The 12,674-nt window shown below is 71.8% G+C and carries 14 protein-coding genes; 2 read left to right on the top strand and 12 right to left on the bottom strand.

All coding sequences use genetic code 11. The features are described 5' to 3' along the window. The 11 genes from AC1DUQ_RS11300 to AC1DUQ_RS11250 all read right to left on the bottom strand — a co-directional run. A partial coding sequence (locus AC1DUQ_RS11300; protein ID WP_477073810.1) for an ABC transporter permease subunit occupies positions 1-569 on the bottom strand: 569 nt, incomplete at its 3' end. Next, on the bottom strand, positions 566-2,128 hold the full coding sequence (mmsA, locus tag AC1DUQ_RS11295; RefSeq protein ID WP_477073809.1) for a multiple monosaccharide ABC transporter ATP-binding protein: 1,563 nt from the start codon (positions 2,126-2,128) through the stop codon (positions 566-568). The genes mmsA and AC1DUQ_RS11300, both read right to left, overlap by 4 nt. 94 nt (positions 2,129-2,222) lie before the next feature. After that, a complete protein-coding gene (gene chvE / locus AC1DUQ_RS11290) occupies positions 2,223-3,350 on the bottom strand; it encodes a multiple monosaccharide ABC transporter substrate-binding protein (protein ID WP_477060547.1) in 1,128 nt (375 codons plus the stop codon). Between the two features lie 237 nt (positions 3,351-3,587). Continuing rightward, the gene (gene prfB / locus AC1DUQ_RS11285; protein ID WP_477060546.1) at positions 3,588-4,703 is read right to left on the bottom strand and encodes a peptide chain release factor 2; all 1,116 of its coding nucleotides are present in this window, start codon (positions 4,701-4,703) and stop codon (positions 3,588-3,590) included. A gap of 54 nt (positions 4,704-4,757) precedes the next feature. Then, the gene (locus tag AC1DUQ_RS11280) at positions 4,758-5,222 is read right to left on the bottom strand and encodes a pilus assembly protein TadG-related protein (RefSeq protein ID WP_477060545.1); all 465 of its coding nucleotides are present in this window, start codon (positions 5,220-5,222) and stop codon (positions 4,758-4,760) included. Beyond that, on the bottom strand, positions 5,219-5,647 hold the full coding sequence (locus AC1DUQ_RS11275; protein ID WP_477060544.1) for a pilus assembly protein: 429 nt from the start codon (positions 5,645-5,647) through the stop codon (positions 5,219-5,221). Before AC1DUQ_RS11275 ends, AC1DUQ_RS11280 begins: the two co-directional genes overlap by 4 nt. Beyond that, positions 5,644-5,994, bottom strand: coding sequence for a TadE family protein (locus tag AC1DUQ_RS11270; RefSeq protein WP_477073811.1), 351 nt, complete (start codon positions 5,992-5,994; stop codon positions 5,644-5,646). Before AC1DUQ_RS11270 ends, AC1DUQ_RS11275 begins: the two co-directional genes overlap by 4 nt. Positions 5,995-6,014: 20 nt before the next feature. After that, positions 6,015-6,209 (bottom strand): hypothetical protein, encoded by a 195-nt coding sequence (locus AC1DUQ_RS11265; protein WP_477060820.1) that lies wholly within the window; start codon positions 6,207-6,209, stop codon positions 6,015-6,017. Positions 6,210-6,332: 123 nt separating this feature from the next. Further along, entirely contained in the window at positions 6,333-7,265 is a 933-nt protein-coding gene (locus tag AC1DUQ_RS11260) for a type II secretion system F family protein (protein WP_477073808.1), read from the bottom strand. Then, a complete protein-coding gene (locus AC1DUQ_RS11255; protein ID WP_477060542.1) occupies positions 7,262-8,125 on the bottom strand; it encodes a type II secretion system F family protein in 864 nt (287 codons plus the stop codon). The genes AC1DUQ_RS11260 and AC1DUQ_RS11255 overlap by 4 nt, the downstream gene beginning before the upstream one ends. Continuing rightward, entirely contained in the window at positions 8,125-9,351 is a 1,227-nt protein-coding gene (locus AC1DUQ_RS11250) for a CpaF family protein (protein ID WP_477060541.1), read from the bottom strand. The genes AC1DUQ_RS11255 and AC1DUQ_RS11250 overlap by 1 nt, the downstream gene beginning before the upstream one ends. A gap of 340 nt (positions 9,352-9,691) precedes the next feature. Between AC1DUQ_RS11250 and AC1DUQ_RS11245 the strand changes: the two genes are divergently transcribed. Both AC1DUQ_RS11245 and AC1DUQ_RS11240 read left to right on the top strand, forming a co-directional pair. Continuing rightward, positions 9,692-10,519 (top strand): hypothetical protein, encoded by an 828-nt coding sequence (locus AC1DUQ_RS11245; protein WP_477073807.1) that lies wholly within the window; start codon positions 9,692-9,694, stop codon positions 10,517-10,519. A gap of 64 nt (positions 10,520-10,583) precedes the next feature. After that, on the top strand, positions 10,584-11,504 hold the full coding sequence (locus tag AC1DUQ_RS11240; protein WP_477073806.1) for an aldose 1-epimerase family protein: 921 nt from the start codon (positions 10,584-10,586) through the stop codon (positions 11,502-11,504). 16 nt (positions 11,505-11,520) lie between these two features. Here AC1DUQ_RS11240 and AC1DUQ_RS11235 read toward each other — a convergent pair. Then, the coding region (locus AC1DUQ_RS11235; RefSeq protein WP_477073805.1) for a M15 family metallopeptidase at positions 11,521-12,674 on the bottom strand (1,154 nt) is incomplete at its 5' end.

Here is a 12,674-nt window from a genome sequence, read left to right as displayed (position 1 = left end):
TTGTTGGCATAGCCCAAGAAGTTCGGCAGCGACCCCTTCGAGATCGCGATGAACTGCGACGGCAGGCCGGCGACGGTCTCACCGACGATGACGAGCGCGAGCCCGCGGAAGATGAGCATGCCGGCCAGCGTCACGATGAACGCCGGGATCCCGACGTACGCGACCCAGTACCCCTGCCACGCGCCGACGACACCGCCGACCGCGAGCCCGAGCAGGACGGCGACCAGCCAGGGCAGCCCCATGTCTCGCATGCTCACGGCGACGATGCCACCGACGAACGCGACCACGGAGCCGACCGACAGGTCGATGTGCCCGGCGACGATGACCATGACCATGCCGATGGCCAGGATCATCACGTAGGCGTTCTGCTGGAACAGCGCCGCGACGTTGTTGGCGAGCAGCAGCTTGCCGTCGGTCAGCACCTGGAAGAGCAGCACGATCACGACGAGCGCGCCGAAGATGCCGTACTGGCGCGCGTTGCCGCCGAGGCCGGCCATCCGCTGTCCGAGCGGCACGCGGGCCTGAGCTCCCGGAGGCGCTGCAGGGGCGGGGTTGAGGTCGGTAGTCATCGGGGGGTCACGTCCTTCTCCATGGTCATGTACTGCATGAGGCGCTCCTGCGTGGCATCGGCGCGGGCGACCTCGCCCGTCACACGGCCCTGGCTGAGGGCGTAGATGCGGTCGCAGATGCCGATCAGCTCGGGCAGCTCAGAGGAGATGACGATGACGCCCTTCCCCTCGTCCGCGAGCCGGTTGATGATCGTGTAGATCTCGTACTTGGCGNNCTCGTACTTGGCGCCCACGTCGATACCTCGGGTGGGCTCGTCGAGGATGAGCACGTCGGGATCGGCGTAGATCCACTTGCTCAGCACGACCTTCTGCTGGTTGCCGCCGGACAGCTTGCCCACGAGGGCGGAGACCGTCGGCGTCTTGATGTTGAGGTCGCGTCGGTACTGCTCGGCGACCTTCTCCTCGGCGGTCCGGTCGACGACACCCCAGCGTGCGAGCTTGCCCAGCGCGGACGCCGAGACGTTGTGCTGGATGGTGTCGATGAGGTTGAGGCCGAACCGCTTGCGGTCCTCCGTCGCGTACGCGATGCCGTGCCTGATGGCCGCACCCACGTTGCGCAGCTCCACCTGCTTGCCGTCCTTGAAGGCCCGGCCGGAGATCCGTGCACCGTAGCTGCGCCCGAACAGGCTCATCGCGAGCTCCGTGCGGCCCGCGCCCATGAGGCCGGCGATGCCGACGATCTCCCCGCGGCGCACGTCGATCGACGCGTTGTCGACCACCTTGCGCGCCTGGTCGATCGGGTGGTGCACCGTCCATTCCTCGATCCGGAGCACCTCCTCACCGATCGTGGAGACGTGGTCGGGGAACCGGTTGTCGAGCGAACGGCCGACCATCCCACGGATGATCCGCTCCTCGGTGACCGCGTCGTCCCCGTGCATCTCGAGGGTCTCGATGGTCTTGCCGTCGCGGATGATCGTCGTGGTGTCGGCGACCGCCTCGATCTCGTTGAGCTTGTGGCTGATGATGATCGACGTGATCCCGTGCTCCTTGAGGCTCCGGATCAGGCCGAGCAGGTGAGCGCTGTCCTCGTCGTTCAGCGCCGCGGTGGGCTCGTCGAGGATGAGCAGCTTGACCTCCTTGGAGAGCGCCTTCGCGATCTCCACGAGCTGCTGCTTGCCGACGCCGATGTCCACGATCTTGGTGTCGGGACGCTCGTCCAGGCCCACGCGGGCGAGGAGCTTGGCGGCCTCCGAGTTGGTCTTGTTCCAGTCGACGACGCCCCGCTCCGCCTGCTCGTTGCCGAGGAAGATGTTCTCGGCGATCGACAGGAACGGGCTCAGCGCGAGCTCCTGATGGATGATGACGACGCCGTGGCGCTCCGAGTCGCGGATGCCGCGGAACTCGACGGGCTCGCCGCTCAGGACGATCTCCCCCTCGTAGGTCCCGTGCGGGTAGACGCCCGACAGGATCTTCATGAGGGTGGACTTTCCAGCGCCGTTCTCGCCGCAGATCGCGTGGATCTCGCCGGCGCGGACCGACAGGTTCACGTCCTGCAGCGCGATGACTCCGGGGAACCGCTTCGTGATGTCCCGCATCTCGAGGATGTGGTCAGTGCTCATGCTTCCTCACAGGTGTGTCGTCAGGCGGGCCGCCGAGCGCCGGCCCGTGCAGGTGTTCGCACGGACCGGCGGTCAGCAGCACTCTCCGAGTGGGTCAGAGACCCAGGTCGGAGGCCTCGTAGAAGCCGGACTCGACGAGCACCGACTCGACGGTGTCCGGCGTGACGACCTGCGGGTCCAGGAGGTACGTCGGGACGACCTTGTTGCCGTTGTCGTAGGTCTCCTCGTCGTTGACGTCGACCGTGTCGCCGTCGACGATCTGCTGGATCATCTTGGCGACCTGGTCACCCAGCGCGCGGGTGTCCTTCCAGACCGACATGGACTGCTTGCCAGCCAGCATGTTGAGCACGTTCGCCTGGTCGGCGTCCTGCCCGGTCAGCACCGGGTAGTCCGGACCCGGGGCGTAGCCCGCGCCCTCGAGCGCCTGGGCGATGCCCAGCGCGAGCGAGTCGTTGGGCGACAGGACGACGTTGACCTTCTGGCCGCCGCCGTAGAACGAGTTCAGGCGGTTCTCCATCTCGGCCTGGGCGGTGTCGGAGCCCCAGCCCTGGATGCCGATGCTGGCCCAGTCGTCGTTGCTCGCGGGCGCCTTGCCCGACGGGACGACGAGCTTCCCGGACTCCACGTAGGGCAGGAGGATGTCCCACGCACCGGAGAAGAAGAACTTCGCGTTGTTGTCGTCCGGCGAGCCGGCGAAGGGCTCGAGGTTGAACGGGCCCGCGGCGTTCTCGAGGTCGAGAGCGTCGACGATGAACTCGCCCTGGAGCGTGCCGACCTTCTCGTTGTCGAACGTGGCGTAGTAGTCCACGTTCGGGGTGTCGTTGATGAGGCGGTCGTACGCGATGACCTTAACGTCGTTCGTCGCGGCCTGCTCGAGGACCGGCGCGAGCGCCGTGCCGTCGATCGAGGCGATCACGAGGACCTTCGCGCCCTGGTTGATCATGTTCTCGAGCTGGGTGATCTGCTGGTCCACCTTGTTGTCGGCGTACTGCAGCGTCGTCTCGTAGCCCGCCTCCTTGAGGAGCTCCTCGAGGTGCGCACCGTCACGGTTCCACCGCTCGAGGCTCTTGGTCGGCATCGCGATGCCGATCAGGGTGTCCTCGGCCGCTGCGCTGCCCGTGGGCTCGTCAGCTGCGTCCCGCTCCTGGCTGCAGGCGGAGAGGCCGATCACCAGGCCAGCCGTGGCGATGCCGACGGCCACCTTCTTCCATGCAAATGACATCGTTGTCCGCTCTCTCGTTGCACCGTCCGGCCTGCGGCGCCGGGGCATCTGTGCCCCGGCGGCCCGAGCGGGACCGTCTCTGGTCCTGCCGGTCCGATGGCCGGTCATGTCGGTTGAATTCAAGACCTGAAGACTAGGAAAGCGCAAGTGCCGTTACCAACCCGTGTCCTGCGGGGGTTTGAGAGCGTTTTCCGGAGGACCTAGGACCTATAACTTCGGCCTCCGAAGACAGGCGAATCAGGCAGAGGCGTTGTCGAGGGACCGGCGCCAGCGGATGCCGGCCTCGATGAAGTCGTCGATGTCGCCGTCGAAGACCGCCGCGGGGTTGCCCACCTCGTGCTCGGTGCGCAGGTCCTTGACCATCTGGTACGGCTGCAGGACGTAGGAGCGCATCTGGTCTCCCCAGCTCGCCTTCACGTCGCCCGCGAGGGCCTTCTTCTTCGCGTCCTCCTCTGCCTTGCGGACCAGGAGGAGGCGGGACTGCAGGACCCGGAGCGCCGCGGCGCGGTTCTGGATCTGCGACTTCTCGTTCTGCATCGACACGACGATGCCGGTCGGGATGTGCGTCATGCGGACCGCCGAGTCGGTGGTGTTGACCGACTGGCCGCCCGGGCCCGACGAGCGGAAGACGTCGACCTTGATCTCCGACTCGGGGATGTCGATCGAGTCGTTCGACTCGATGAGCGGGATCACCTCGACGGCCGCGAAGCTCGTCTGGCGCCGGCCCTGGTTGTCGAACGGCGAGATGCGGACCAGCCGGTGGGTGCCGGCCTCGACGGACAGGTTGCCGAACGCGTACGGCACCTTGACCTCGAACGTCGCCGACTTCAGGCCGGCCTCCTCCGCGTAGGACGTGTCGAGCACGGTGGTCGGGTAGCCGTGCCGCTCGGCCCAGCGCAGGTACATGCGCAGGAGCATCTCCGCGAAGTCCGCGGCGTCGACGCCACCGGCACCCGCGCGGATGGTCACCACGGCCTCGCGCTGGTCGTACTCCCCCGCCAGCAGCGTGCGGACCTCGAGCTCGCCCAGGTCCTTCTTGATCTTCAGCAGGTCGGCCTCGGCCTCGGCGAGCGTGTCCTCGTCGTCCTCCTCGGCGGCCATCTCGACCAGCGTCTCGAGGTCGTCGATCCGCCCGTCGAGCTTGCTCATCCGGTCCAGCTCCGCCTGCGTCGCCGAGAGCGCGCTGGTGATCTTCTGCGCGGCGTCCGGGTCGTCCCACAGGTCGGGGGCCGACGCCTGCTCCGACAGCTGCGCCACCTTGGCCTCGAGCGCGGTCGGGTCGCTCACCGCCTGGATGGTGCCCAGGGTGGTGCGCAGATCACGGATTGCGGTGGGGAAGTCGGTGGTGGCCACAACCGTCCAGGCTACCGGGTCCGCGCTCCCCGCTCCTCCCCCGGAGGGCACCCGTCACGAGCCGCGCGCGACCGACTCCGCCTCGAGCGCGATCCCGTCGGACCACGGCGCGAGCACCCAGCTGACCAGCACCGGCCGGGCGACCGCACCGAGCTGCACGTGCGCCGAACGGCCGTCGGTCGTCGACGCGGAGAGCACGGCGAACTCGTCCCACGCAGCAGCCGCGTCCGGGTTGTCGCGCAGGTAGCGGTCGACGGCGGCGCGCACCGACGCGTCGGTCAGCGGCACCCCCTCCGTCGCCGGGTCCCCCTGGCCGGCGTCCGGCGCGAAGTACTGGTCGTCGCCGACCGCGTCGGCCGCCTCGAGCGCGAGCACGTCCGCGAGCGCGAGCAGCCGTTTGCGCTCCAGGTGCACGCCCGCGGCGGACACCACGACCGTGATGAGCAGCAGGGCGACCACCACGAACCCGAGCGTGAGGATCATCACCTGGCCGCGGTCGTCCTCGGGTCCGACCCTCATCGCGTCGCCCGGTACGTGTCCACCGGCGCGACCCGCTCGGCGCTCACCGGCACCTCGAGCGGGACGACGTCGCGCACGAACCCCGGCACGAAGGGCAGCGGCACCCGCACGTCGATCCGGGCCGCGACATCGCTGCCGGGCGCCAGGCACGGCGTCGTCGAGCAGGTGAGCGTGAGGGCCTCGGCCGGGTCGTCGTCGAAGCCCTGGTCCCGCAGGGCGATCCCCACCGCGGCGACCGCGCGCTCGGCGCCCTCGTCGGCACGGTCGGCGACGACGTACGTGCGCGCCGCCTCGCGCGCGGCACCCTCCGCGGCGAACGTCGCGGCCTCGATGCGGCCCAGCACGAGCACCAGGTAGACCAGCGGCACCAGCAGGACGAGCGAGAGCCCGAGGAACTCGACGACCGAGCTGCCCTCGTCGTTCACGGCACCTCGACCAGGGCGYGGCCGTGGACCGTGAGGGATCCGGCAGGGCCGACGAGCCCGACGAGAGGGAGCGGCGCCTCGACCCGGACCTCGACGACCTCGAGCCCGTCCAGCGTGGTCCGCGTCGCGCTCACGCCCTGGGCGTACGCCGACGACAGCGACTGCGCGATCAGGACCCGCGAACGCTCGGCCGCGTCGCCGGGGTCGTGGCCCGCCAGCGCACCGTAGCGAGCACCCTCGGAGGCCGAGTCGACCAGCGTGTTCCGCACGTGCAGCACGATGGTCAGCTGGAGCACCGCGACGAACAGGACCGTCACGAGCCCGCCGACGAGCGCGAAGTCGACGATCGCGGATCCGGCGTCCGACGTCAGGGCGCCTTGACGCTGTTGATGGCGTCCTCGAACACCCGCCCCAGGGCGTCCCCGGCGATGATCCACAGTGCGGTCACCAGCCCGGCCGTCATGAGCGTGACCAGCACCCAGCCCGGGACGTCGCCCCGCTCGGCGCCCCCGGCCGCGACGCGCCTCTGGACCCGGCCCCACGCGGTCGCGCCCCACACCAACGAGCCCCACAGCAGCGCGCCGGTGCGCGAGGGCGGCCGGTCGTCCGTGCTCTCGGTGCCGCTCGTCATCGGTTCTCCCTTCGTCGGACGCCGCTCGGGCGCCGTGCCACGTTCCCCCGCGGGTCACAGACCGACCCGCAGGACCACCGTCGAGGGGAAGACGGCGAAGACGACGGTCACCGGGAGGATCAGGAAGACCACCGGGACCATCATCAGCACCTCCTTGCGCCCACCGGTCTCCATCAGCGTCCGGCGCCCCTCCTCCCGGACGTCCTGCGCCTGCGCCCGGAGCACGTCCGCCAGCGGCGTGCCCCGCTCCACCGCCACGGCGACGCCCTCCGCGAAGCGGGCGAGCGCGGTGAGCCCGGTCCGGTCTGCCAGGTTGTCGAGCGCGACGGTCAGTGGTGCGCCCGCTCGCGCGTCCGCGAGGGTGCGGGCCAGCTCGGCCGAGAGCTCGCCGTGCGTGCTCCGCACCACCCGCTCCAGGGCGCCGACCGCGCCCTCCCCGGCGCCGACCGCGAGGGCGAGCAGCTCCGCGATCGTCGGCAGCTCCGTGAGCATCCGGGACTCGCGCGCCTGCAGCTCCCGCGTCRACGCCCAGTCGCGCGCGAGCACGCCGACCAGCCCGCAGAGCGCGACCAGCACGACCAGCGCGACGACACCCGCACCCCGCGTCGCCGCCAGGAGGAGCGCGAGCGCCAGGCCACCGGCGAGGCCCAGGACCCCCCAGACCACCTGCCCGGCACGGAACTGCTCCACGGTCTCCGGCCGGCCTGCGCGCGACAGGCGGCGGCGCAGCTCCGACGTGGGCGAGCCCAGACGGGTGACGAGCCGGACGGCGTCGGCCATCACCGGGGCGACGAGCCGCTCGACCGTGGCGAACGGACCCCGGACGGTGGGCGCCCGGAGCAGCCCCGAGGACGTGGGCTGCGGTCGCAGGTAGGGCGCGAGCCGCTGGTCCAGCGTGATGCGGCGGGCGCGCAGCCGGAGCCAGACGATCACCAGGCCGAGTCCCCCGAGCAACCCGATGAGCGCGCCCGTGACGATCGGGGTCATCGCAGCACCCGCGGGTCGTCGGGGAGCCGCGCGATGCGCAGCATGACCAGGTACGCGACCACGGTGCACGCGCCGCCGACGACGAGGACCGCGAAGCCGGCCGGGGTGTCGTAGGCGCTCGCGGCCTCCGGTCGGGTGGCCAGGAGCGCGAGGACGATCCACGGAGCCGCGACCGCGAGGCGTGCCGCGTACACGGTCCAGCTCTGCCGCGCCTCGAGCTCACCGCGCGTCCGCACGTCCTCGCGCAGGAACGATGCCAGGGTGCGGAGCAGCCGACCGAGGTCCGTGCCGCCGACGTCGCGGGTCAGCCGCAGCGCCTCGATGATCCGGTCGGCGACCGGGTCGGCGAGGCGGGCCTTGAGCAGGTCGAGGCACTCCCCGAATCGACCCGTCGCCCGGTAGTCCTCGGCGAACGCGGTGAACGCCTCGCGCAGCTCGACCGGACCGCGCTCCCCGATCTGGGCGACCGCCTCGGGCAGCGCCAGCCCCGCGCGGATGCCTGAGCCCAGGTGGTCGACCACCTCGGGCCAGAGCTGCCGGAGCCGGGCTCGCCGCCGACGCGCGCGCGAGCGGACGACCGCCCAGGGAGCCATGGCCGCGAACACCGCGAAGCAGAGCGCGATCGACGGGATCCGCGTGAGCGCCGTCCCGACGAGCAGGACGACGAGCCCGAGCAGGACGCTGGTCAGCAGCAGCCCGTGCGGTGTCACGCCGGTGACTCCCGCCTGGACGAGGGTGTCCTGCGTGCGGGCGTGCCAGCCGACCCTGCGCGCCGACCTGGGGCGCCGAGGCTCCGCCCAGAACGACCACCAGATGCACGCGACCCCGGCCCCGAGCAGGAGTCCGACCACGACCCCCATCAGGCCCGACCTCGCAGGAGCGCCGACAGGTCGGTCCCCGTCCGGGCGAACCGCTCGGGGTGCGGCGGGTAGCCGTCCGCCCGCGCCAGGTGCCCGTCGCGCGCGTGGAAGATGTCGGCGGTCTCGACGATCCCCTGCTCGACGCGGCCCGGCACCGCGACGATCTCCCGCACCAGCCGCCGCCCGCTGCCGTCGAGGTCCAGGTGCACCACGAGATCCACCGCGGACGCGACCGTGGGCACCACGAACCGATCGGACACGTTCTCCCCCGCCAGCAGCGGCAGGGTGCAGAGCTTGGTCAGCGCCTCGCGCGCCGAGTTCGCGTGGATGGTGCACATGGCCGGCACGCCCGCGTTCAGCGCGATCAGCAGGTCGAGCGCCTCCGCCTCCCGCACCTCACCGACGAGCAGCCGGTTGGGGCGCATCCGCAGCGCCTCCTTGACCAGCCGCCGCAGCGGGATCTCCCCCGTCCCCTCGAGGCTGGGCTGGCGGCACTGCATGGCCACCCAGTCGCGCGCGACGAGCCGCAGCTCGAAGACCTCCTCGCACGTGATGACCCGCTCGCGCGCAGGGATGGCGCCCGCGAGCGCGTTGAGCATCGTGGTCTTGCCGGCCTGCGTGCCTCCCGACACCAGCACGTTCAGCCCGGCCCGGACGGACGCCTGCAGGAACGCCGCCGCGTGCGGGGTCAGGGTGCCGAGGCCGACGAGGTCGTCGAGCGTCGTCGCGCGGACCACGTACTTGCGGATGTTCACCGACCAGTGCCGCCGCGTGACGTCCGGGATCACCGCGTGCAGCCGCTCCCCGCCCGGCAGGCTCGCGTCGACGAACGGGCTGGACAGGTCCAGCCGTCGCCCGGAGACCTTGAGCATCTTCTCGACGAGGTCGCGGACCTGGCCGTCCGTGAGGATGGTCGTGGTCAGCTCGGCCTCCCCGCGCCGCGCGACGAACACCTGCGTCGGGGAGTTGATCCATATCTCCTCGACGTCCGGGTCGTCGAGGTACTTCTGCAGCGGACCGAGCCCGGCGACCGCGTCGACCACCGACTTGTGCGCCGCGACCGCGTCCACGAGCGGCGGGACGGCGCCGACGACCGAGCGCTCGTCGTAGTCGGCGATGGCGTCCGAGACCAGCGCGACGACCCCCGGCCGGTCCCGCACCGGGTCGAGCCCTCGCCGCCGGATGAGCTCGCGCACCTCGGTCTCGAGGATCGCCACACCGTCCACCGGTGTCCCCTCCTCGCGTCATGGGTGTCCGGTTCATCCGTCATGTCCGGTTGCACTGGCCGGAACCCTAGGGGACGACGCCGGGGCCGCACACCACGCTGTCCACAGACAGGACGCCGTTCACCCGCACGAAGGACCCGCGTGGGACCTCGGGCCCATGCCCGAGGCAACCGGATACGCGACAATTGTCATAACGCGAGCAGGGAGAGAGCGGACGCGGTCGACGACCCGTCCCACTCCACCACCCGGGCCCCCAGCTGAGGCCCGCCGGTTCCCGCCGTCGTCATCATCACCCGTTCCGCACACCTCGAGGCGCCGTTGCGCGCCCGAAAGGAGCTCCATGCACCCCCGCACCCTCGGTGCCGCTGCCCTGACGGCGGCACTCGTCCTCCTCCCGACGGCTGCACACGCCGGCGGCTCCGACAGCCCGACCCCCTACACGGTCACCGCCGAGGGCGTGACACTCCCCGCGGGCACCACGTTCGAGGCGAACGGCCACCTCAACTACCGCGTGACCGCGCTCGACGGCTCCGGCCAGCGGACCTTCAACGTGCACCAGTCCGTGCCGCACAACGGGGTCTGGCCCCGTGCGGCGTACGTCGGCAAGGACTACTACGCCTGGGCCGACCACCCGTCGTTCGCGGCTGCGTTCCCCGACGGGCACTGCGTCACCTGGGTGCAGATCAGCGGCGTCAACGAGCACTTCGGTGAGGGCGGCCAGGCGCCGGTCTGCACCGACCCGGTCGACCCGGTGGCGACAGAGCCGGTCGAGCCGGTCGAGCCGGTCGAGCCGGTCGAGCCGGTCGACCCCATCGACCCCATCGACCCCATCGAGCCCGTGGAACCCGTGGAACCCGTGGAACCCGTGGAGCCCGTGGACCCGACAGTGCCCGGTGAGCCGGTGACACCGGTCGAGCCCGTCGAACCCGTGGACCCCGCGACCCCGGTGAACCCCGCCACACCRGTCACTCCACACCCGACGACCTTCGCGGAGCTCCTCGCCACGGATCCCCCGTTCACGAGCGAGGTCCTGGCGGCGCCGCACGTCCGGCTCGCGTCGACCGGGTTCTCGACCCGCACCGCGCTCGTGCTGGGGGCCGTCGCGCTGGTCGGCGGAACGACCCTCGTCGTCCTGTCCCGCATGCGGGATGACGACACCGACGCCTGACCGCCGGGCCGGACACATGACCTCGTTCCCMCGGGTCCTGGGTCCGGCCCGCTAGCGTGTGAGCGTGTCCACGACCCTCACCGCACCCCTGCCGACCGGCCGCCAGCACGTCCTCGAGCTCGGCGGCCAGCGCGCCGTCATCACGGCCGTCGGTGCCAGCATCCGCTCGTACTCCGTCGACGGCAGGGACGTCGTCCTGCCGTTCGACGAGGCCGAGATCCCCCCGGCCTTCTCGGGTGCGGTCCTCGCACCGTGGCCGAACCGGCTGCGCGACGGTGTCTTCGGCTACGAGGGTCACACGTACGAGGTTCCGCTGACCGAGCACGCGCGGCAGRCGGCGCTGCACGGTCTCGTCGCGCACACCACGTTCGAGACGACCGACGCCGACGCCACCTCGGTCACCCTCGAGCACGTCGTCGTCCCCACCCACGGATACCCCTGGCCGGTGCGCGTGCGGCTCACGTACACGCTCACCGAGGCCGGCCTGCACGTGCGGGCGGAGGGCACCAACCTGGGCACGACGACGGCGCCGTACGGCATCGGGTTCCACCCGTGGTTGTCCCCCGGCGGCGCCGAGGTCGACGACTGCACGCTCCGGGTGGACGCGTCCCGGCACGTGACGGTCGACGAGCGACTGCTCCCGACAGGGGCAGAGCGGGTGGACGGGGACTACGACCTGAGGGAGCCGCGCTCGCTCAAGGGGCTCGACCTGGACGACGCCTGGATCGACGTCCTGCGCGACGCGGCGGGGTTGTCCTGGATCCGCCTCGGCTGCCCGGACGGACGCACCGTCGCGCTCTGGGCGGGCGGTGCGACCCAGGCGTGGCAGGTGTGCACGGGCGACACCGTGGCGCACATCGAGCGGCGGGGCGTCGCTGCCGAGCCGATGACGTGCATCGCCGACGCGTTCCGCACGGGCGACGACCTGGTGCACCTGGCGCCCGGCGCCAGCCACACGATCACCTGGGGTCTAGCGCTGCTCTGAGGACCGAGGGGCGGCCTCAGCCGTCGTAGTACTCGCCGTCCTGCTGGACGCCCTTGGTGAACTCCCAGTGCCACTTCTCGAAGGGGCCGCTGCCGCCCGGCTGCGCCCAGGCGGGGTTCTCCCAGCCGTAGGTCGGGCCGTTCTCGGTGATCCAGCGCCACTTCACGCCGGACGTCTGGTCCTGGCAGAGGTCCACGGCGAGGCCCCAGCCGTGGTTGCTCTTGCCGGGGGCCGCCGCGAGGCCGCCCTTCTGCGCCTTGACGGCCCGCTGCGCCGCGAGCGTCCGGTAGCCGGAGCTGAGGCAGAGGTCGCCGCCGAACCGCGCGGCGAAGGCCTGGTTGAACTCGGCGAGCGAGACGGCCGCGTCGGCGCGCAGCTGCGTGTGGTTGTCCCAGAGCGTGCACAGGTCGGCGACCTTGAGCAGCCCGTTCTGGCCGGCCGGCCGCAGCGAGCCGTCGCACCCGGGGAGCGCGGACCGCTCCTCCGTTCGACTGGCGGCGGCCAGGCCGCGAGCCTGCAGGGCGCCGTCCGCGGACACCAGGGACGACGGGGGCAGTGCGGAGAGCGACGATCCGGCCAGCGCCGAGACGGTGGTCGGCAGGGTGGAGTCGGCGAGCGCGTCGGAGCCGAACGCCGACGGGCCGGTCACGACGCCCTGGCTCACCGGGATCACGACGGTGATGCCCGCGAGCACGCCCAGCACGCTGAGCCGGGCCGCGGTCCTCGTGGGTCGGCGGGTGCGGCGGCTGACGGTGCCGTGCGGGACTCCGGCGAGCTCGGGGACGTCATCGACCGCCTCGGCAGCGGCGGGCGGTGCCGGTGCGGGGTCGGGGGTCGCGACTGCCGGTGCGCCGGCCCATGCCTCGGGCGGGGCGGGCCACTCGATGGTCGCGACCGGTGCCGCCGGTGCCGCGGAGCGGACCTGGTGCGCGGGGATCGTCTGGGTGAAGGAGGCCGCGGTGCGCTGCTGGAACGAGGGTGCGGCAGGTGTGGAGGCCCAGGCGGACCGGGCCGTCTGCGCGCGGGCGGCCGGCACCGCGAACGCCTCGGTCACGGGCGTCGGAGCGGGAGTCGGAGCGGGCGCCGGGTGCGCCCACGTCGGCACCTGGTGGGCGGCTGTCGGGGAGTCCGGATCCGGTCGCGGGGCGGTCACCGGGGTGGGCTCAGAAG

It is taken from the genome of Cellulomonas sp. P4_B5_2 (assembly GCF_056402235.1).
The sequence above is the reverse complement of the archived record's forward strand: the minus strand, read 5'-3'. Positions and strand labels throughout refer to the sequence as shown.

Excerpts from the sequence above, each read along its gene's own strand:
- AC1DUQ_RS11280 (WP_477060545.1), bottom strand. The coding sequence starts at position 5,222 with ATGAGGGTCGGACCCGAGGACGACCGCGGCCAGGTGATGATCCTCACG.
- AC1DUQ_RS11255 (WP_477060542.1), bottom strand. The coding sequence starts at position 8,125 with ATGGGGGTCGTGGTCGGACTCCTGCTCGGGGCCGGGGTCGCGTGCATC.
- chvE (WP_477060547.1), bottom strand. The coding sequence starts at position 3,350 with ATGTCATTTGCATGGAAGAAGGTGGCCGTCGGCATCGCCACGGCTGGC.